19 protein-coding genes, 5 tRNA genes and 1 other RNA gene are annotated in these 20842 nt (G+C 45.1%); 14 read left to right on the forward strand and 11 right to left on the reverse strand.

Annotated elements, in window-relative coordinates; translation table 11 throughout:
* The first annotated feature begins 108 nt into the window (after positions 1-108).
* On the forward strand, positions 109-984 hold the full coding sequence (locus tag ONE56_RS04410) for a Tim44 domain-containing protein (protein WP_041154168.1): 876 nt from the start codon (positions 109-111) through the stop codon (positions 982-984).
* A 358-nt stretch (positions 985-1342) separates the two neighbouring features.
* On the opposite strand, the gene ONE56_RS04415 is transcribed toward ONE56_RS04410, so the two are convergent.
* The 5 genes from ONE56_RS04415 to ONE56_RS04435 all read right to left on the reverse strand — a co-directional run bounded on the left by ONE56_RS04415 (position 1343) and on the right by ONE56_RS04435 (position 2168).
* A tRNA-Tyr gene (locus ONE56_RS04415) sits at positions 1343-1427 on the reverse strand.
* A 99-nt stretch (positions 1428-1526) separates the two neighbouring features.
* Positions 1527-1611: transfer RNA gene (locus tag ONE56_RS04420), tRNA-Tyr, on the reverse strand.
* Between the two features lie 99 nt (positions 1612-1710).
* Positions 1711-1795 (reverse strand) — tRNA-Tyr (locus ONE56_RS04425).
* 99 nt (positions 1796-1894) lie between these two features.
* A tRNA-Tyr gene (locus ONE56_RS04430) sits at positions 1895-1979 on the reverse strand.
* Positions 1980-2083: 104 nt separating this feature from the next.
* Positions 2084-2168: transfer RNA gene (locus ONE56_RS04435), tRNA-Tyr, on the reverse strand.
* A 307-nt stretch (positions 2169-2475) separates the two neighbouring features.
* Between ONE56_RS04435 and ONE56_RS04440 the strand changes: the two genes are divergently transcribed.
* Together ONE56_RS04440 and vexH are read left to right on the forward strand one after the other, a co-directional pair.
* Positions 2476-3576 carry an efflux RND transporter periplasmic adaptor subunit gene (locus tag ONE56_RS04440; RefSeq protein WP_423840294.1) on the forward strand — a complete coding sequence of 367 codons (1101 nt, stop codon included), beginning with the start codon at positions 2476-2478 and terminating at the stop codon, positions 3574-3576.
* Positions 3576-6689, forward strand: coding sequence for a vibriobactin export RND transporter permease subunit VexH (gene vexH, locus ONE56_RS04445; RefSeq protein ID WP_423840295.1), 3114 nt, complete (start codon positions 3576-3578; stop codon positions 6687-6689). Before ONE56_RS04440 ends, vexH begins: the two co-directional genes overlap by 1 nt.
* Positions 6690-6813: 124 nt before the next feature.
* On the opposite strand, the gene ONE56_RS04450 is transcribed toward vexH, so the two are convergent.
* On the reverse strand, positions 6814-7380 hold the full coding sequence (locus ONE56_RS04450) for a porin family protein (RefSeq protein ID WP_423840296.1): 567 nt from the start codon (positions 7378-7380) through the stop codon (positions 6814-6816).
* Between the two features lie 192 nt (positions 7381-7572).
* On the opposite strand from ONE56_RS04450, the gene ONE56_RS04455 reads away from it, so the two are divergent.
* Entirely contained in the window at positions 7573-7893 is a 321-nt protein-coding gene (locus ONE56_RS04455; protein WP_423840297.1) for a DUF1244 domain-containing protein, read from the forward strand.
* 372 nt (positions 7894-8265) lie between these two features.
* On the opposite strand, the gene ONE56_RS04460 is transcribed toward ONE56_RS04455, so the two are convergent.
* Positions 8266-9330, reverse strand: a complete 1065-nt coding sequence (locus ONE56_RS04460; RefSeq protein WP_423840298.1) for a PLP-dependent cysteine synthase family protein — start codon at positions 9328-9330, stop codon at positions 8266-8268.
* 166 nt (positions 9331-9496) lie between these two features.
* Here ONE56_RS04460 and ONE56_RS04465 point away from each other — a divergent pair, with 166 nt between their 5' ends.
* Positions 9497-9958, forward strand: coding sequence for an Lrp/AsnC family transcriptional regulator (locus ONE56_RS04465; protein WP_041154161.1), 462 nt, complete (start codon positions 9497-9499; stop codon positions 9956-9958).
* Positions 9959-10042: 84 nt separating this feature from the next.
* Here the strand turns inward: ONE56_RS04465 and tesB are convergent, their stop codons facing one another.
* Complete coding sequence (gene tesB, locus ONE56_RS04470; protein WP_041154160.1) at positions 10043-10903, reverse strand: acyl-CoA thioesterase II; 861 nt, start codon at positions 10901-10903, stop codon at positions 10043-10045.
* Between the two features lie 258 nt (positions 10904-11161).
* On the opposite strand from tesB, the gene ONE56_RS04475 reads away from it, so the two are divergent.
* Positions 11162-11596, forward strand: a complete 435-nt coding sequence (locus tag ONE56_RS04475) for a YbaY family lipoprotein (protein WP_041154159.1) — start codon at positions 11162-11164, stop codon at positions 11594-11596.
* A 50-nt stretch (positions 11597-11646) separates the two neighbouring features.
* On the opposite strand, the gene ONE56_RS04480 is transcribed toward ONE56_RS04475, so the two are convergent.
* Positions 11647-11949 carry a DNA base-flipping protein gene (locus ONE56_RS04480; protein ID WP_041154158.1) on the reverse strand — a complete coding sequence of 101 codons (303 nt, stop codon included), beginning with the start codon at positions 11947-11949 and terminating at the stop codon, positions 11647-11649.
* 278 nt (positions 11950-12227) lie between these two features.
* Between ONE56_RS04480 and ONE56_RS04485 the strand changes: the two genes are divergently transcribed.
* Entirely contained in the window at positions 12228-12971 is a 744-nt protein-coding gene (locus ONE56_RS04485; protein ID WP_331438164.1) for a hypothetical protein, read from the forward strand.
* 140 nt (positions 12972-13111) lie between these two features.
* Positions 13112-13208: signal recognition particle sRNA small type (ffs, locus tag ONE56_RS04490), an RNA gene on the forward strand.
* A gap of 178 nt (positions 13209-13386) precedes the next feature.
* Here ffs and ONE56_RS04495 read toward each other — a convergent pair.
* Entirely contained in the window at positions 13387-13812 is a 426-nt protein-coding gene (locus ONE56_RS04495) for a septal ring lytic transglycosylase RlpA family protein (protein ID WP_331438165.1), read from the reverse strand.
* Positions 13813-14026: 214 nt separating this feature from the next.
* On the opposite strand from ONE56_RS04495, the gene ONE56_RS04500 reads away from it, so the two are divergent.
* The 4 genes from ONE56_RS04500 (at position 14027) to ONE56_RS04515 (ending at position 16429) form a co-directional block, all read left to right on the forward strand.
* Complete coding sequence (locus tag ONE56_RS04500; RefSeq protein ID WP_423840299.1) at positions 14027-14272, forward strand: hypothetical protein; 246 nt, start codon at positions 14027-14029, stop codon at positions 14270-14272.
* 97 nt (positions 14273-14369) lie between these two features.
* Positions 14370-14684, forward strand: coding sequence for a hypothetical protein (locus tag ONE56_RS04505; RefSeq protein ID WP_041156464.1), 315 nt, complete (start codon positions 14370-14372; stop codon positions 14682-14684).
* A 2-nt stretch (positions 14685-14686) separates the two neighbouring features.
* Positions 14687-15304: an HAD family hydrolase gene (locus ONE56_RS04510; protein ID WP_423840300.1), complete on the forward strand. Its 618-nt coding sequence runs from the start codon at positions 14687-14689 to the stop codon at positions 15302-15304.
* A 297-nt stretch (positions 15305-15601) separates the two neighbouring features.
* Positions 15602-16429: an HNH endonuclease gene (locus tag ONE56_RS04515; RefSeq protein WP_423840301.1), complete on the forward strand. Its 828-nt coding sequence runs from the start codon at positions 15602-15604 to the stop codon at positions 16427-16429.
* A gap of 353 nt (positions 16430-16782) precedes the next feature.
* Here the strand turns inward: ONE56_RS04515 and ONE56_RS04520 are convergent, their stop codons facing one another.
* Positions 16783-17724 carry a sugar-binding transcriptional regulator gene (locus tag ONE56_RS04520; RefSeq protein ID WP_176319257.1) on the reverse strand — a complete coding sequence of 314 codons (942 nt, stop codon included), beginning with the start codon at positions 17722-17724 and terminating at the stop codon, positions 16783-16785.
* A 233-nt stretch (positions 17725-17957) separates the two neighbouring features.
* Between ONE56_RS04520 and dalD the strand changes: the two genes are divergently transcribed.
* A complete protein-coding gene (dalD, locus tag ONE56_RS04525) occupies positions 17958-19325 on the forward strand; it encodes a D-arabinitol 4-dehydrogenase (protein ID WP_176319258.1) in 1368 nt (455 codons plus the stop codon).
* Positions 19326-19334: 9 nt separating this feature from the next.
* Complete coding sequence (gene xylB / locus ONE56_RS04530; protein WP_423840302.1) at positions 19335-20795, forward strand: xylulokinase; 1461 nt, start codon at positions 19335-19337, stop codon at positions 20793-20795.
* The last annotated feature ends 47 nt before the right edge of the window (positions 20796-20842 follow it).

Below are 20842 nucleotides of genomic sequence, written 5' to 3' on the forward strand. Positions count from 1 at the left end.
TTTATGTAGGTTTTTAGCGTGCTACTACTGATGATTCGGTTGATATTCAATCTGAACAAGGTAAAGACAGTTCGCTATAGCTATTTTTCGTCAATTTTAAGGATAACGATGAAACGTTTATTTTCGATTGTTGCTCTGTTGATGTTTACCGTTGCTGTAACCCCGATAGCGGAAGCAAAGAGGTTTGGTGGTGGTAAGTCTTTTGGTAAAAGCTTTAAGACAGCACCAGCGCCAAAACAGCAGCAACAAAACACCAATACGATTGGTAAAGAGCAAACTGCTAAATCTCCATCAAGCAAAAAAGGTTTAATGGGTGGTTTGATGGGCGGCCTTTTAGCTGGTGGATTGCTTGCCGCCTTCTTTGGTGGTGCTTTTGAGGGTATTCAGTTTATGGATATTCTTATTATTGGCTTGATTGCTTTCTTGATCTTCAAATTGATGCGCGGCATGTTGGGCGCGAAGCAAGGCAGCATGAATCAGCACCGCCAGCAACCGGCATTTGGTGGCAATCATTCAAAATTCGAGCAGCCAAACATGCACAATTTTGAACAGCAGCCAAACACAAATAATGGTGGTTTTGCGGGCTTTGGTACACAAACTGATGTGCCACACAATTTCCCTCCTGGCTTTGACCAAGCGGCATTTGTAAATGGAGCTCGTGAACACTATCGTATTTTACAAGGTGCATGGAACCACAATCAACTCGAAACGATTGAAGAATACGTATCACCAAGCTTGTTTGAGGACCTCAAATCAGAACGTGCGAAACTCGATGGAGAGCAACACACTGATGTGATGTACATTGATGCTGAGATTGTTCGTGCTGATTATGATGCAAATAAAGCGCAGCTAAGTTTGCAATTTACAGGTCGTTACCGTGATGTAGTTGAAGGTATTGAAGAAGATGTTACCGACATTTGGCATTTGGAGCGGGACCTAACAACACCAAATGCGCCTTGGTTGATCATCGGAATTCAAAGCTAGTCCGATTCGATTCCCTCAATACAATTTAGTCTTAAGATTAAATCCCGCCTCGTTGCGGGATTTTTCATGTCTGGACTTAAGGCTCTAGGAGTGGACTTAAGGTCCTAGGCGCCTAGGTTCTAGGAAAAGAATAGGGGAATAATACTATTACTAATCTGGATAAGTCGGTGGTCAATTTGTTGTATATATTAGGGCAGAATTCTCAGTAAGTGATTGGAAGTATGTGCATTTTAACAAGCAAGAATGACCAGCTATTTACTACGATTGGTATAATGCTGAGGTAGATTAGTATTGGTAAAACATGAATAGACTGAAGTAGAAACGAAAAAAGCCAGCTCATTGAGCTGACTTTCCAATATGGTGGAGGGGGACGGATTCGAACCATCGAAGGCAGTGCCGGCAGATTTACAGTCTGCTCCCTTTGGCCACTCGGGAACCCCTCCAGGGTATTTTTTATGCTCTGAAAAGCAAACTTAGAAAATGTTTTCCCAACGCGATTTTCCAAGCGATGTTTTATAACACGGAGTGTCACAAAAGCAATATGGTGGAGGGGGACGGATTCGAACCATCGAAGGCAGTGCCGGCAGATTTACAGTCTGCTCCCTTTGGCCACTCGGGAACCCCTCCAGGGTATTTTTTATGCTCTGAAAAGCAAACTTAGAAAATGTTTTCCCAACGCGATTTTCCAAGCGATGTTTTATAACACGAAGTGTCACAAAAGCAATATGGTGGAGGGGGACGGATTCGAACCATCGAAGGCAGTGCCGGCAGATTTACAGTCTGCTCCCTTTGGCCACTCGGGAACCCCTCCAGGGTATTTTTTATGCTCTGAAAAGCAAACTTAGAAAATGTTTTCCCAACGCGATTTTCCAAGCGATGTTTTATAACACGGAGTGTCACAAAAGCAATATGGTGGAGGGGGACGGATTCGAACCATCGAAGGCAGTGCCGGCAGATTTACAGTCTGCTCCCTTTGGCCACTCGGGAACCCCTCCAGGGTATTTTTTATGCTCTGAAAAGCAAACTTAGAAAATGTTTTCCCAACGCAGTTTTCCAAGCGATATTTTACAACACTAAATTGAGTGTCATAAAAGCAATATGGTGGAGGGGGACGGATTCGAACCATCGAAGGCAGTGCCGGCAGATTTACAGTCTGCTCCCTTTGGCCACTCGGGAACCCCTCCAGGGTATTTCATGCTCTTTAAGCATGCTTAAAAGATGTTTTCCCAACGCATCTCTCAAGTGCGGAGCGAATCATAGCAAACTCGCTCAGGCTGTAAAGCGTTTTTGTTTTGTTTTTACGTCGAATGCTGCCTTTTTGGGCAAAGATGGCAGAAACTCAGCGTTTTGTTTAGCATTTATACAGAAAGACACAATATTTCCCAGCTTATTTACAATACTTGACGTTTTTACTGCTTATCTATTGTTAAAATATAGCGAGCCTATTTTTAACAAGCATCAAGCCTGTTTATTCTTTTACTAGCCAAGATTATGAGCATGAACGCCACTTTATCCGTATCTATTCTATCTTTATCACTGTCTTTAATAATGGCATCGCCGAGTGCTCTTTCTGCGCCCCGCGGTCCGTCTGCAGTGACGGTCGTGACTGAGCAAGTTCAAACTCATCAAATCAATCAGTCGCTCTCACTTATTGGTAAATTAAAAGCGGCAGAATCCGTTGTGATTGCTGCGGAAGTGTCAGGAAAGGTGAAAAAAATTGCCGTCAAAGCCAATCAAAATGTTCAGCAAGGTCAATTATTAATCCAGCTCAATGATGACAGAGCGCAAGCCGCAATCGTCGAAGCAAGCGCCTACCTTAAAGATGAGCAGCGTAAGCTCAAAGAGTACCAGCGATTAGTGAAACGTAACGCAATCACGCCCACTGAAATCGATGCTCAGAAGGCGAGTGTCCAAATCGCTGAAGCTCGTTTGGATGCGGCAAAGGCAGACTTAGCCGACTTGCATATTCGTGCGCCATTCTCAGGGACAGTGGGGTTGATTGACTTTAGCCGCGGGAAAATGGTCAGCGCAGGCACAGAATTGGTCACGTTGGATGATTTATCTGAGATGGAGTTGGATTTACAAGTCCCAGAGCGTTATTTATCGATGCTCTCGGTTGGCATGCGAGTTGAAGCAATGTCGAGTGCATGGGGCGAGCAACGTTTTATCGGTAATGTGATTGGTATTGATACTCGGATCAGTGCCGAAACATTGAATTTACGGGTTCGAATCAAGTTTGATAACCCAGAAAATCAGTTAAAGCCTGGTATGTTGATGAACGCCTCGTTAGCATTTCCTGCTATTGAAGCACCGATCATTCCGGTGCAAGCCCTCGAGTATTCGGGGACCAAACGTTATGTCTATGTCATTGACCAAGATAGCAAAGCATCTCGACAAGAAGTGCAGCTTGGTGCTCGTGTTGGCAATGAAGTGGTGATCGAATCTGGCGTCGAGGTGGGTGACAAAATAGTGGTTCAAGGCATCGTCAACATGCGCGATGGTGTGAAAGTAACAGAAACAGTCGCACCGTCAAAAAGCAACAGTCAGAGTCCAGTCAGTACGCAAAGTGAATCAGCAGAGGAACAGAACTAATGTTACTTTCTGATGTGTCGGTTAAACGCCCTGTTGCGGCGCTCGTGTTAAGCATGTTGCTTTGTGTCTTTGGTTTTGTGTCTTTCACCAAGCTTGCTGTTCGAGAAATGCCAGATATTGAAAGTCCGGTTGTGTCCATCTCCACTCGTTATGAAGGCGCATCGGCAACGATCATTGAGAGTCAGATCACCTCGGTATTAGAAGACCAACTTTCGGGAATCAGTGGTATTGATGAGATCAGTTCAACCACACGAAACAGCTCTTCACGCATAACAATTACGTTTGAATTAGGCTATGACCTTAACACTGGCGTCAGTGATGTCCGTGATGCGGTTGCACGTGCTCAGCGCTCGTTGCCCGATGAAGCGGATGATCCGATAGTGTTCAAAAACAACGGCTCTGGGCAAGCGTCGTTGTACATCAACCTTAGCTCGTCAGAAATGGACCGAACACAGTTGACTGACTACGCAGAGCGCGTACTGATGGACAGATTCAGTCTAATTTCCGGTGTGAGTTCGATTGATCTGTCCGGTGGTTTATACAAAGTAATGTACGTCAAGCTCAAGCCAGAGCTTATGGCTGGACGAGCGGTGACGGCATCTGATATTACCCAAGCGCTTCGCAACGAAAACCTAGAAAGTCCGGGAGGCGAGGTTCGTAATGATCAAACAGTGATGTCAGTGCGTACAGCTCGTACCTATAACACGCCGGAAGATTTCCAATACTTAGTTGTGAAGCGAGCAAGTGATCAAACTCCTATCTATTTAAAAGATGTGGCAGACGTTTTTATTGGAGCAGAAAACGAAAACTCGACCTTTAAAAGTGATGGTGTAGTCAATGTCAGTTTAGGCGTTGTTCCACAGTCAGATTCAAACCCACTTGATGTGGCAAAACGGGTTCGCGAAGAAGTCGAGAACATTCAACAATTTTTGCCACAAGGAACGAGGCTTGCCATCGATTACGATGCGACCGTATTTATCGAGCGTTCGATTGAAGAAGTGTATAACACGCTGTTTATTACCGGTGGCTTGGTGATCTTAGTATTGTACATTTTCATTGGGCAAGCGCGTGCGACGTTGATACCAGCCATCACTGTGCCTGTATCGCTGATCTCGTCTTTTATCGCGGCGTATTACTTTGGATTCTCGATCAACTTGATCACTCTGATGGCATTGATTCTGTCTATCGGGCTGGTGGTGGATGACGCTATCGTTGTGGTGGAAAATATCTTCCACCATATCGAGCGCGGTGAATCCCCTTTATTGGCGGCTTATAAAGGGACGCGTGAAGTTGGGTTTGCGGTTGTCGCGACGACGCTCGTTCTTGTCATGGTGTTCTTACCGATTTCCTTTATGGACGGCATGGTTGGCCTATTGTTCACCGAGTTTTCCGTATTGCTGGCGATGTCAGTGATTTTCTCGTCGCTGATTGCCTTAACGCTAACCCCTGTACTCGGGAGTAAAATCCTCAAAGCGAATGTGAAGCCGAATCGATTTAATCAAGGTGTTGACCGTTTATTTGGCAAGTTAGAGCGAGGGTATCGTTCACTATTAAAAGGGGCGTTGAAGGTTCGCTGGGCTGCACCACTTGTCATTCTCGCGTGTATTGGCGGTAGTTATGTTCTGATGAATTTAGTACCAGCACAGTTGACCCCGCAAGAGGATCGAGGCGTTATTTTTGCGTTTGTACGTGGTGCTGATGCCACGTCGTATAACCGAATGGCCGCCAATATGGACATTGTAGAAGAGCGTTTAATGCCGATGCTCGGGAAAGGGGTGCTTAAATCTTTTAGTATTCAGACCCCAGCTTTTGGTGGTCAGGCCGGAGACCAAACGGGCTTCGTGATCATGATTCTTGAAGATTGGAACGAGCGAGACGTCACCGCTCAACAAGCGCTCAATCAGGCTAGGGGCGCGTTAGCTGGAATTCCGGATGTGCGAGTGTTCCCCTTTATGCCCGGCTTTCAAGGGGGCTCAAGCGAACCAGTACAGTTTGTATTGGGTGGCTCAGATTACGATGAACTCCTAACCTGGGCAGAGCTCCTTAAAGGTAAAGCAGAAGATTCTCCCATGATGGAAGGGGCTGAGATCGATTACTCGGAGAAAACACCAGAGCTACTTGTTTCTGTGGATAGACAACGAGCGGCAGAGTTAGGTGTCAGCGTAAAAGACATTTCAGATACTCTTGAAATCATGCTGGGTGGTAAACGTGAAACCACGTATGTCGACCGTGGTGAAGAGTACGATGTGTATTTACGTGGTGATGAAGGTCGCTTTAACAACGCTGCCGATTTAAGCCAAATTTACTTGCGTACGAACAGTGGTGAACTTGTGACACTTGATACAGTGACTAAGGTGGAAGAAGTCGCGGCATCCATTCGTCTGTCTCACTACAACAAACAGAAATCGATTACGATTACCGCCAACCTAATTGATGGATACACATTAGGTGAAGCGTTAGATTTCCTTGATCAGCAAGCCATCGACAACTTGCCAGGTGACATTTCGGTAAGTTACTCCGGTGAGTCGAAAGATTTTAAAGAGAACCAAGCGAGTGTTGCCATCGTCTTTGCGTTAGCGCTATTGGTTGCCTACTTAGTACTTGCTGCTCAGTTTGAAAGCTTTATTAACCCGCTTGTGGTGATGTTTACTGTGCCAATGGGTGTGTTCGGCGGATTCTTGGGTTTGGTTCTTATGAATCAAGGCATGAACATTTACAGTCAAATAGGTATGGTGATGCTGATTGGTATGGTGACCAAAAACGGCATCTTGATTGTGGAGTTTGCCAACCAATTGCGCGATCGTGGTGTTGAATTTGAAAAAGCCATTATTGACGCTGGAGCTCGACGCTTACGCCCGATCCTGATGACCGCCTTTACTACATTGGCAGGGGCTATCCCTTTAATTATCTCCAGTGGTGCAGGTTATGAAAGTCGCATTGCAGTGGGTACAGTCATCTTCTTTGGTATGGGCTTTGCTACGTTCGTTACGCTGTTCGTTATCCCTGCGATGTACCGTTTAATTTCCGCCAACACACAAGCGCCTGGGCATGTAGAAGTGGAATTAAACAAAGCGTTAAGTCATGACACCAAAGGGCGAGTCGCCCACCCGTAAGTCATAAAACAAAACACCGAGCCATCCAGCTCGGTGTTTTTGTTAATGACAAAGTATTTTGTTAATGGCCCAAAGTGTTTAGCCAATGGCTGAGTGTTTGAGTCAGAAACTTGCTCGCAATTGGCTAGAAGCGTTTACCCAAACTGATTTGTACACCGTCGTAGCGGTCGTAAAAATTCTCAAAACCCATGTCGGCAACACTATAAATATATTCTGCACGTAACCAATACTCTTTGTTCATATCCCAATGAACACCAGCGCCAAGGTTAAATAAAGCGCCAGAGTCATCATCGACTTTCTGTACATCAGGCACATAAAGTTCCGCTTTGGTGCCCATTGCTGTTGCTCGACCAAAGAGTGATAGTGGCGTGTCACCTAGGTTATCGCTTTGAAGGACTGCCGATATGCCTGCTTGATAGTGGTGTAAGTCTAACTCGACACCATTTACCTCACGTTCATTACGTGAATAACGCAGCACCCCTTCAAACGCTAGATGTGGGTTAACATTGTAGCCCCAACCAAGAGTGAAATGGGGCGTTGACCAGTCACTGCTGCGCTCTGAACCGATATCAGGCACATCAAAGCTGACATTACCAGTACCAAAATACAAGTAAGGATTATGCGATTGTTGAGCCGCAAAAGTTGGTAAACTCACAGTCAGAGCAGACAATAGTAAGATAGCGTTTTTCATAATAGGACGATAACCTTTGAATAGACGGCACTTGTCGTGCAATTATTAAATTAATCAATAATATAGTTTGTGTTTATCATAACAGTTAATGCGACAAGTTAGTGATTATACAAAGCAAAATATTTGTTATTGGCTAATTTTTAGACAAAAAGTAACTGGGCGACAGCAAGCAAACAACAAGAGGAAGGTAAAGTGGCTGAATTTAAATATAAAAAACTGACACAAGAAGAACAAGATAAGCTGGATGCGGCAACATTTCGACGCCTATTAGCGCACTTAGATGCGAATAAAGATGTACAAAACATAGACTTGATGATACTTGCTGGCTTCTGCCGAAATTGTTTTAGTAAGTGGTACACTGCTGAAGCGGAAAGTTTAGGGGTTGATCTGGATATCGATGACGCTCGTGAGCGCGTGTATGGCATGACTTACGATGAGTGGAAACAAAACCACCAACCAAAAGCTACGCCAGAGCAACTGGCGGCATTTGAAGCGCGTCAGAACAAGAAGTAAGTTTGCAAGTGGGAATCAACCCCTTTAACTAGGGTCTGTTGACGTTTCGCGGTTAAATTTTGTTCGGATGGGGACGCCTAGTCAAAAGCATTTTAGACAAGGCAAGTTGATTGAAACCTAGTTATTCTAAGTAAATTAAACTTAACGCCGTATAAAATGCTTTTAGTGGGGCGCCTAGCTCGAACCCGAAGGGCAGCGTTTGTTGAGCTTTTCTACTGCGTCATCGGCTTCTCGTGTAGGCTAGCTACACCACAAAGCCTCTTCCTTGTATAAAACCTCAACAATTCGCTGCAAAAATCATCTCGAAACATCAACAGACCCTAGGGCTGATTCATCGCTTCGTTAACTCATTGAAGGATAGCAACAGGCAGGTTAAATGCAGCCTTTTGCTTGAATGACCTCCAACTGAGCTAGGTAAGGTTGAATATCACCGATGTTTTCTCTTACCCACGCCATATCATAATACGTATCTAGGTAGCGCTCGCCGGAGTCACACAACAGTGTCACGATAGAGCCTGTCTCACCGCGTTGTTTCATTTCGCAGGCAAGTTGCAGCACCCCATACAAATTCGTGCCAGTAGAGGCGCCAACTTTACGCCCTATTAGGTGTGAGACCCAATGTGCAGTGGCAACGCTGGCAGTATCTGGAATCTTACGCATCTCGTCAATCACACCGGATATAAAGCTAGGCTCTACGCGAGGTCGCCCAATGCCTTCAATTTTACTGCCAATTTCTGATGTTAGCTGCGAGCTACCTGACTGGAATGCGTCATAAAATACCGAGTTTTCCGGGTCAACAACACAAAGCTTAGTATCGTATTTCTGATAACGAATGAATCGTCCAATGGTTGCCGACGTGCCACCTGTACCAGGACTCATCACGATCCAGCTCGGGATCGGATGATCTTCTAATTGCATCTGGTCGAAAATAGCATTGGCGATGTTATTGTTGCCACGCCAATCGGTAGCACGCTCTGCATAGGTGAACTGATCCATGTAGTGACCGTTCAACTCTTGTGCTAAGCGACGAGATTCGTCATAAATTTGGTCAGTACGATCAACAAGGTGTGCTTGACCGCCATAGAATTCGATTTGCTCAATTTTTTTACGAGCCGTACTTTTTGGCATGACCGCGATAAAGGGCAGACCAAGTAATCGCGCGAAGTAAGCCTCAGACACGGCTGTACTCCCTGAGGATGCCTCAATCACTGTCGATTCGGGGCCGATCCAGCCATTACAAATCGCATACAAAAACAGAGAGCGTGCCAAGCGATGCTTCAATGACCCGGTTGGATGCGTACTTTCATCTTTCAAATAAATATCGATTCCATCAAGTGATGGGAGGTCGAGCTTAAATAAGTGAGTATCAGCAGACCGTTGGTAATCGGCTTCGATCTTACGCACCGCATTGTTTATCCAGTTATGGTCAGTGCACATGTTGTCTCTCCTTGGAATACATCTATTTCAGTGATTGAGTTCAGTGATTGAGACTCTTGATTTATGGGTATAATTTACCTATAAAACTGGAGAAAAACTTTGCTATAGTTGTTTTATATGCTTCCATTTGTGGAAAATTTTTCTTTATTTTTGGGTTTTTATAGAAATGAATTTGGATAGAATTGACAGGCAGTTACTTTCTCTATTGCAAATGGACAGTACTTTATCGCTCAATGACCTTGCAGAGCGGGTTAATCTTACTACCACGCCTTGTTGGAAGCGGCTGAAAAAGTTAGAAGACGAGGGTTATATTGAAAAGCGGGTTGCCTTGCTTAGTGCAGAGAAGCTCGGTCTTTCTTTTATTGCGTTCGTGCAACTGAAAACCATTGACCATTCCGAGGATTGGTATCACCACTTTGTTACCACGGTGCGGGAGTTTCCCGAAGTGATGGAGTTTTATCGTATGGCGGGGGAGTACGATTACATGATGAAAGTGCTGGTCAAGGATATGAAATCCTTCGACGAGTTCTATAAACGTTTGGTGAATAGTGTCAAAGGACTGTCCAATGTTACATCGACGTTTGCCATGGAGTCCATGAAATACACCACAGAGCTACCGCTTCGGTAGATACGGTGAACTTTCCTCTTGGATAGACAAGAAAGGAGCGTATCGGCTCCTTTCAATGAGCAATTTTTATCGTCCTTGGCGATACTACTTAGTGAATCGCATCACCCCTTCTTGCACCGCAGTCGCAACTAAATGGCCTTGTTGGTTATAGATTTCACCACGCACCAAACCTCGTGTATTGCTTGCGGTTGGGCTTTCAATCGCGAACAGTAACCAGTCATCCATCTTAAATGGGCGATGAAACCAAATCGAGTGGTCAATTGTGGCCACCTGGAAGTTCGGTGTCATTAACGAGACCTCATGTGGATGCAATGCCGTCACTAAAAAGCCCCAGTCAGAAGCGTAGGCCAGCAGATATTGGTGGATCAGCTGGTCACTAGGCATTTCACCATTAGCGCGAATCCAAAGGTACTGTTTGGGCTCTTCTTTTTTCGGCTTGAGCGGGTTAATCACCGTAACCGGTCGAGTTTCAATCGGCTTTTCTCCACAAAATGTTTGACGTAACTTTTCTGGAAGACGCTCGGCAATATGACTGGCTAACTCGCTTTCAGAACGGAAGTTTTCTGGCCCAGGAATATCGGGCATGGTCTTTTGGTGATCAAACCCCGGTTGATCGCCGTGATAAGAGGCGGTCAGGTAGAAAATAGGGCGTCCATTTTGGATTGCTTTCACACGGCGAGTACTAAAGCTGCGGCCATCGCGTAAGTTCTCAACATCATAAATGATCGGCTTTTCAGGGTCGCCAGGATACAAAAAGTAACTGTGGAATGAGTGAACGGTGCGCGTATCTTCGACGGTGTAGCGCGCGGCAGACAATGCCTGTCCTATCACTTGCCCACCATACACTTGAGGTAAACCTAGGTTTTCACTTTGTCCACGGAACAAGCCTTCTTCGAGCTGTTCGAGTTGCAGTAGGTTAAGCAGTTCTCTTAGTGGTTTACTCATTCGATTTCCTCAAGGTGTAGGCAGATATGCATTGACGTACGTGAGATAAGTTAACCCATTTCTTATCAAAGTGTGAAGCAATTCCGGCTACAAGGGTAAAGTGTTGGGTCAGTAAATTCCTACAATTCCACAATAAAATCAGTGAATTGATTTATTCTCGTTTGGTCAAGCTACTGTTAAATCATCGCTCGATCAGGAGACAGTTTAGAATTCTAGCTCTATACTTAACCCGATTTAATTTCCCTTTCAGAGGAATCTATGAAAAAAACTTACCTGCTTGTGACTTCTTTACTTTTTGGTGCTGCGTTAGCGGGTTGCCAAACTTCTCAAACCACAGAAATGGAATCTGCTGAAGCGTCAATGAAGACAATTACAGGTACAGTGGCTTACCGTGAGCGTATTGCCCTGCCAGATAATGCGGTGGTAACCGTGGTACTAGAGGATGTGTCTCTCGCGGATGCTCCTGCGACCGTACTGGCCAAGCAAACGTTCGAAACGAAGGGTAAGCAAGTGCCTTTTGATTTTCAACTAAGCTATGACAGCAATGACATTCAGGCGAAACACCGCTACAGCGTGCGTGCTCGTATCGAAGTAGACGGTAAACTTCTATTCATTAGCGACACCAATAACGCAGTGATCACAGATGAAGCGCAAACTCATGAGCTAAATATCAGAATGGTGGGCGTTCGTTAATACAACGAAGACAAGTTACGCCAAAGCAAAATAAATAGATGGCAGTCACGTTAAGGCTGCCATTTGTATTTTCTGAGCGATATCTTTCCTACTTCCGAGACTTCAATTCCTTCCGCTTCTAGTTTGCGTATTTGCCTGTCTTTGTCGCTCCCTTTTAATGATATAGCGCCTTGACTGTTAATTACCCTAAACCAAGGAAGTTTGCTGCCCTCAGGCAAATTACCTAATGCTTTACCCACATGCCTTGCATAACCCGGATACCCCGCCATTTTAGCGATTTCTCCGTAAGTTGAGACCTTGCCGAACGGAATTTGGTGAATCACAGCAAAGATTTGTGGCAAAAATTGGTCCATACTAAAGGAGTCCTTAGACACTGTTTATCTTAAAGGTCAACAGACCTAAGTGCATTACCAAGGAATGGTAATACAGACGCTTTGTCTTTTCCCAATTTTTATTGGTCGTTACTCGCGACGTCGCTCAACACTTTTGCCAGGCTCGCTCTTACTCTTGCAGTGACTAGATTAACGAGGAAAAACAAAACGAACGTAATTTTGAATCTAGACCCATTCAACAGCCTTACTGTACTGTCGGCTGTTGAGTTCTCAATCAGGTGGGGAAGCCAGGAGGCGCTATGATTTTATCGACAGTTCAATTTATTGTTACCACTTTGCTCGCGGTTGTATGCGCCAGAGTGATGAGCTTAAGTGAGGGAGAGCTTCCTGTTCTCGTGCTCATGGTGCCTGCATTGTGGGTACTTCCTCAGGGAGGGGTAGCAGGCGTAGTCTTACTTGGTGCGATGATGGCGTTTGGGGCCACGCTCTCCACACAGCCCATCACGTTGTCTATTGCGATTCTCATTTTATTTCCATTATTAAGAGTGGTGTTTTCACACCGAAGCTCAATTGGCGTGTTGCTTACCACGAGCCTAATTGCTTTGACGTTGCTAGTCGGGATTATGGTTACTCAGCAAGGCGGTAAGCTGGGTGGTTTGGCAAGCGTAACCGCGGTACAAGCGTTAGCGGTGATTGCTATGTGGTGGTCAGTCACACATTGGAAAAATACAGGCACACACAGCTGGTGGCCGTTATTGTTATTGTTGCCGTTGTGGATCGCGGGGCTACATCATGCGGTGTTCGTTTCTCTGGGTTTAGTTGGAATGCTTGCTTCAATGGAAGCGTTGACCAAGATGAAGGAGTCGGTTCAATGGAGTAAATTGTTGTGTTGGACACTACCAACCGTCGGATTTGCGTCATTGGTCGTGAATCCAAGTGTCGACGTTCCAAGTCCGATATTTGTGGTGTGGATATGTTTGCTTGGTACCGCTTGGATGACCGATTACATCTTGCGCATTGATGATGAGCAAGCCGAGCTATAGTCCTAGGTCTAAATTGATCGAGTTTTGTGCAAACGATTGAGAAAAATTCAAATTCGAGTTTTTTACCCTTGCAATATGAAGTCCGATACTGAATAATCGCCCCATCGTTTGAGGTAAGCCCTCAGCAAAGAATAATGGGGCTCTGGTCCTCTCGCAACAATAGCTCGTGAACTCGGTCAGGTCCGGAAGGAAGCAGCCGCAGCGAGTGACTTGTGTGCCGGGATGTGGCTGGGGCCCCACCCATTAAAAAGCCTGCAATGTGAAAGCATTGCAGGCTTTTTTCGTAAATAAAGTTTCGTAATTGAAGTCTAGATATTGATCGCCTGACTTACGTGAGCGAGTGCTTGTTAAAGCCTTTGTCCTGACACGTTTTCGTCGAAGTTTGATGACTAAAAAGTCATATTCAAGCCGGGAATTAGTGCTTATATCTAAAGGTATTACTGTCATCAATAATTTCAATTTTGACCGGCGCAACGCCTTTCTTGATACTGCCAATTTGCTCAAAGGCTTTTTGTGAGAGGTCGATAACACGACCTTTTACAAAAGGGCCTCGATCATTGATTTTGACATCAACCTGTTTGCCATTAGCGGTATTAGTCACCCTCACGATCGTTCCAAAAGGTAAGCTTCTATGCGCAGCCGTATAGGCGCCGTTGTCATACCGCTCACCACTTGCTGTACGTTTTCCATGAAACTTTTTCCCGTACCATGAAGCTTGACCAACAAGCTGATGTGATTTGGCATACCCCTTTGTTTTCCCGTTATCGATAGACGAGGTTGACGAGCACCCAGCTAACAGAATCAGGATGAAAGCGGTAAAAATAAGGTTGAATTTTTTCATTCTATTCGGGGGCTCCTCGACTAACATTTTTTGAGCTTACCATTCTACGCATATCCTACCAAAACACTTGCCACTTTGTTGTTAGCTAAATGCGTCTGCTAGGTTATCAAGTTTAAGGTTGAGTCAATTAAATGCCTTATGGTACAAACGATGAAATTGTAGATAACAGCAGGCTTGCCAAAGAGCTGCCCACTTTAAAACGAAAAAACTGACTATGAATTTTGATATCAATGCACTAAAACACCACCAATTGGTCGAAGATGGTGAACTAGAGGGATGTTACCTTCATCAGCCTTTACTGGGCGGTCGGCAAGACGATGAAGCGGTTTTGGCAGAGCGCAAGGCGCTGGAAAAGATGGGTTATAAGGTGATGCAGGTTCAAGCTAAAGGCGGGACGACAACCTTTGCCGACGCTATGCAAGAGCTTGCGAAGAAGATGGGGCATCTGCCCAAGGAATAAGCGAGGAGTAGAAGAGGTTGGAACGCCACGGCTCCATATCGGTCAAGACAATGTAGACTAAAACCTTTTTAAAGGTGTTAAATAGGAAGTGTGCTTCATGCGTAAATCAGATAAGAAGGTCGAGAATCTCATTAGAAGTGTGTTGACCGAAGTTTGTGAAGATACTTTAAAAGGCTACGATGGGTTTCTTTGGGTGACTCATACGGTCAAATTCTCTTCTTTTCCCCAAAGCTTAGAAATAGTCTGCGTATTCGAAACGAACCAATATAAAGAAAACTTTTTAGTGGGAGAGGGCCACCAGCATGTCGCAACAGCCATCCAAAAGGCGTTTAATAAGGTCGGGGTGCAAATAAAGAACGTAGGTAAGCAAATCCGTTACGATATACAGCGAAAGCGTTATGTGAAGGAGTGAAAATGAGTTCTGATAACATAAAAAATGTCGTTTTTGACATCGGTAATGTTGTTGTTCGTTGGGCTCCTTTGGAGATTATTAGGCTCACTTTTGGTGAAAAAAACTCTCTAGAAGAGCTAGCAAAATCAATATTCCAGTCTGAAATTTGGTTAAGTTTGAACAAGGGGCAGATAACTGAAAGTGACGCCAGAGCTCAGTACCAAGAAACCATAGGTTTAACCGAACTAGAGTGTGAACGTCTTTTCTATTATGTGAAGCAAACACAAATCCTAATCTACGGTTCCGTAGACCTTATTAAACGTTGTAAATCTGCAGGCTATAACGTATTAGCGTTAACAGATAATGTGCATGAAATTGTATCTCACTTAAAAGCACATTATACATTTTGGGATTTGTTCGATGGTGCAACAGTTTCTGCGGAAGTCGGTTTACTGAAGCCTCAACCAGAAATCTACCACTCACTACTCTCTCAACATGATTTGCAAGCTTCAGAAACCGTGTTCATTGACGATATGTCATACAACGTTAAAGGTGCAGAGGCAGTCGGTATGTCAGCTATTCAGTTTGAAAGTGCAGCTCAATGTGAGCAAGCTTTAAAGTCATTGGGAGTTGAGTTCTAGTGGCAGAATTTCCCATAAAAACGATATGGCCTCAATATACTTTTCCTAATCTGACAGAAGCGCTATAGCGCATGAGGTCTAGCACATTTATGTCCAAAGGTGTGCTGGCGGGGTGTGTAACACAGAAATGCACCTATTCCGAGTTTGCGATAGCACTTTCTGATATTAGCGATATGCTACATCACCATCACAGAGTGCTGTATTAACAAGCACATTTGCCTCTGTTCAGATGTAAGTTGTGAGTCTGTATGTCACCGAGTAATCTATGTTTAATCGAGTAAATTTAGGGAAACGAAAATGCGTTCAGACGTACTAGAGTGGAGTCACTTTAAAGGAGGTGCAGTCAACGAGCCTTTCATTGAATTATTCCATTCAGGCCCCGTTTCGCAAGAAGAGTTTCGATTTATTATGGATAACTCAAGTGAGAATGTTCGAAGACATGAGCAGCAACACTACTATCCAATAATGAAGTGTTTTAATGCGATTCACTACAGCGTTCCTTTCTATAATCGGAACATTGATTTCCCCGAACATGATTTCATTCATGGTAAACGAGTAAATTTTGTCCGATTTTTGAATCGCCTAGAACAAGCTCCGATGTCAGAATCTACATTTCACCAGCTTCTAGCAAGCGAAAATACAACGGCTAGCTTTCACGCTCATAAGCAAAATGTGATATCACTAGCTAATCGCATACGTACTCTAGCCAATATGTTGCACGCACTTCCTGAGTATACAGACCTTGAAAATGATTTAGGTGGCATTCATTCGGCAGATAAAGTGCAATATGACTTAGACCAAGAAATCGCTAAGTCTATGCGAGATACTTCTGAGAATCGTCGTCGAAGGTTAAAGTCAGCCCCAAAGACTCCTGAAAAAATCCAAACTGTCATGACAGCGTTCAAAAGAAACCCCGATGTTATAGTTGAAGTTTTGCTAAGAGCTAATGGCATATGTGAACGCTGTAAACAAGAAGCCCCATTTCTAAGGCGTAAAGATGAAACTCCTTACTTAGAAGTACACCATATTGTCAGACTTGCAGACGGTGGTGTTGATAGTGTTGAAAATGCTTTAGCTCTCTGCCCCAATTGTCACAGAGAACTACATTTTGGTTCCGTATGTTAACTTGTTTCTGTCCAGAGACGTGCCAGTACGATCACCGCTAGCACGTTTATGCCCCGAAACGTGTTAGAGTAAATGCACAGCAGATCTAGTCGGTAAGTAATTGCCACTACAAAGGTGTTATAAGGGGCTGTATAAGAAATTGCTGCTCAATGCTAAATTGATGAAGCACAAATCTTTGTTTACCTTACTATGAACACCATTTGATTCACTCACGATACATGAAGACTAGTATTAGTAATCAAGGTAAGCACGCAGGTTAAAGATTAAGGGTAGCTCCTATTACTAGTTGATGAACTCTCAATAGAGCTAATAGCGCAGATTTAAAGGGTTTTAGTTGATTATTGGTAATATTGTCATTGGGTTAATAACCATCTAGCAGTTGTCTCATCGGTGACCAATCCATTTATCCAGTGTCCTTTTAACGCCGCTAGAATCGCAGAACGTTTGTCTTCGCCAAACGCGGCACCAATGCGAGGGCAATCGTTGTTGCGCATGTCGTAGCTGGTGATGAAGGTGTTGATCGTGCAATCAACCACTTCGCCTTCGGCGTTGATAAAGCGGCCCAAAATTTCACCAACCGCACCTTGCTGATTGAGCTCATCAGCCTTGTCGGATGAAATGAAACCATCTTTGATGATAGGGCTAGCTTTACTCAGTGAACCAATGCCAGTAAACACCACACTCGCGCTGTCAGCAACACGCGCAACTTCTTGAAATACGCGCATGCTCTTCCAGAGCTTGAGTTCCTCGCTCGAAGTGGCGTAACGCGGAACGGGCAATTGGTAATAGTTAGCCCTAATTTTACGCGCTAAAATCAGCGGCACATCGTCATAGTAATTACATTGCCCATCTACACCCATAGCACTGATCAGCGCTACACATTTGCTGTTTGGTGATTCGAAATCAATACGGTTGATCGCCTTTTTTAACGTCAAGCCAGAGCCGATACCAATGACTTGCTCCTGCTGGTCTTTGGTGTATTTGGACATCAATTGAAAACAACCAAACGAAACATTATCCAGCGTTTCATCACTATTGGTGGTAGGTACGATGTTGCATTCCACTAACTGATACTTTTCTTTGAGCAGTTCTGCGTAATCTAAACAGGTTGAAATCGGATGGTGTAGACCGACCGATACAATCCCTTCTTCTTTCGCTGCGGCGATCAAACGTTGAACCACTGGGCGTGACAATCCTAGCTCAGCAGCAATATCGCGTTGGTTACGGCCAGAGATGTAGTACATCCAAGCAGCACGAACCATCTGGTCAGTTTTGTAAGTGTCATCTCTAGCCACGTTAATTCCTTATTTTCGATACCTTATGACACGAGTGAAGTCATTGTTTCTTTCTTTGGCGCGTCAAGAGCTTGTATCTTCTCGCGAATATTTAATGAATGCAATAGCAATCAACTTCCCACAAATGAACAAAAATCCATTAACTGGTCTTTTGTTCATTTGTGATCTTTGGCTCTTTATTTTATTTTTTGATCGATTAGAGTGGCATCATTAAACAAAAACAAGGAACTATTATGAAAAACCAATACACGTGGCTTCACATCGGTCTAGGTTCATTTCATCGTGCGCATCAAGCTTGGTATCTACATAAATTGCTCGAATCGGACGATAACAGCTGGCACATCGCAGCAGGCAACATTCGCAATGATGTGGAAGCGACCGTTGAAGCGTTAAGATCTCAAAATGGCGAGTATGTACTGGAAACGGTCAGCCCAGCAGGCGAACGTGACTACGAAGTGATCAAGTCAATTCAGACACTGCTACCCTGGCAGGAAGACTTGGCGCCTTTGGTTAACGAAGGGGCAAAAGCGAAGACGAAGGTTATCGCGTTTACCGTCACAGAAGGTGGTTATTATCTGAAAACCGACCACACATTAGACGTAGATAATGCGGTATTAAATGCCGATCTAAATGGTGCTCATCAAACCATTTACGGGACGGTGACGAAAATTTTGGAGCGCCGTATTGCCGACAACACTGGTCCGGTGACATTGCTAAACTGCGACAACGTACGCCACAACGGTGAGCGCTTCCGTGATGGTTTGATGGAGTTCCTCACTCTGGCAGGAAAACAAGAGGTGCTGCAGTGGGTAAAAGCAAACACCACATGTCCAAATACTATGGTGGATCGCATTGTTCCTCGTCCTGCAGCTGATCTTCCCGCACGAATCAAAGCTAAAACTGGTATTGATGATAAAGCGCCAGTGATGGGTGAAACCTTTATCCAGTGGGTGATTGAAGATAACTTTAAAGATGCACGACCAGCGTTAGAAAATGTTGGTGTGGAAATGGTGGATTCTGTCATTCCTTACGAAGAGGCGAAAATCCGTATCCTCAATGCATCGCACAGCTGTATCGCATGGGCTGGTACTTTGGTTAGTCAGTCATTTATTCACGAAAGTACCCTTACCGATTACATTTATCAAATTGCACACGACTACGTGAGTCAGGATGTGATTCCTAGTTTGGGCGAAAACGGTATCGACCTGCCGACATACCGTGATGTGGTGCTTGAGCGATTCACCAACCCTTATATTAAAGACACCAACCAACGTGTTGCGGCCGACGGATTCTCCAAAATTCCCGCGATGATCACACCAACCATGATTGAATGTTATCAGCGCGGTGTGGCTCCTCAGGCGACCGCGATGCTGCCAGCGCTGTTCTTTGTATTTATGTTGCAATGGCATAAAGGCCTACTGCCATATGAATATCAAGACGGCATTCTAGATGCGAGTGCAGTTCATGAGATGTTTGAATCTGCTGACCCAATTGCGGTGTACGCGCAAAATAGAGCTTTGTTTGGTGAACTTGCTGAGCATGCGGAGTTTGAAGTTCTGCTGCGCGAGAAAATTGCTGCTACTTACTCAATGATTCAATAAGGGGCTGTCATGTATTTAGGTATTGATCTTGGCACCTCGGAAGTTAAAGCCCTGGTGATTGATGAACAGGGCGAAACAGTTGCAACGCACAGTGCACCGCTGACAATTCAGCGCCCTCATCCACATTGGTCGGAGCAGGCACCACAGGAGTGGTGGGAAGCGACCAACTATCTGATTGGTGCGCTGCGAGAAAAGTGCGCGGAACATTGGGGGGCGATCAAAGCGATAGGCCTTTCCGGTCAAATGCATGGAGCGGTGCTATTAGATGAGCAAGATGAGGTGATCCGTCCGGCTATTTTGTGGAATGACACCCGAAGTCATCAAGAGTGCGTTGAGCTGGAAGCCGTTGCACCAGATTTGCATGATATCGCTGGCAACCTAGCGATGCCGGGTTTCACCGCGCCTAAGTTGCTTTGGGTTCGTAAGCACGAGCCGAGCCATTTTGCTTGTATCAACACAATTCTGTTACCCAAAGACTTTCTACGTATGAAAATGACCGGGTGCAAAATCTCGGACATGTCAGATTCTGCGGGCACGTTATGGTTGGATGTGGCGAAGCGCGACTGGTCGGATTCTTTGCTAGATAAATGCCAACTCAGCCGAGCGCAGATGCCAGCGCTGGTAGAAGGTTGTGAAGTTTCGGCTGCTTTGTCAGCGGAGGTGGCACATAAGTGGGGACTGAGCTCTTCTGTGATTGTTGCCGGCGGCGGTGGTGATAACGCCGTCAGCGCAATTGGTGTTGGCGCCGTGAATCCGGGAGATGCGTTTATTTCTCTTGGCACTTCTGGTGTGCTGTTTGTTGTTAATGAGCAGTACCGCCCAGCCCCTGAGTCTGCGGTGCATGCTTTTTGTCACGTATTGCCTCAGCGTTGGCACCAAATGAGTGTCATGCTCAGTGCGGCTAGTTGCCTGCAATGGTTCTGTCGCATTGTTGGTGTGACAGAGGTTGAATTACTGGAAGGCATCGCGCAGTTGAGTGAGGAGGAGAAAGCCAAAGCGCCACTTTTCTTACCTTACCTGTCCGGTGAGCGTACACCACACAATGACCCTCAGGCGGTGGGGATGTTCCACGGAATGACTCATTCCACCAATCGCGCTCTACTGGGCTATGCGGTTATTGAAGGCGTGAGCTTTGGGATTGCCGACGGACTACGTGTATTGCAGGAAAGTGGCACACAAATCGAGCAATGTTCTCTCGTCGGTGGTGGTGCACGTAGTGTGTTTTGGGCGCAACTGTTGGCCGATACGCTCTGTCTACCTATTGTCACTCACAAAGGTGGGGAAACAGGTGGGGCACTTGGTGCGGCTCGACTGGCTTGCCTCGCCTCTGGCAAAGCCATCGAAGATGTGTGTAAAAAGCCGGAAATCTTCCGGGTCTATCAACCATGTGCAGAGCGTGAGCCTGTGTTGAGTAAGCGTTATGAGCATTTCCGTGCGCTTTACCAAAACGACTTAGCTTTGCGGTCATAGCATTGGCTCTAACAGCCAGATCTTAGAAAGAGAACCACAAATAAAAA

Origin of the sequence: Vibrio mytili, assembly GCF_049563345.1 — a bacterium.
Lineage (GTDB): Bacteria > Pseudomonadota > Gammaproteobacteria > Enterobacterales > Vibrionaceae > Vibrio > Vibrio mytili.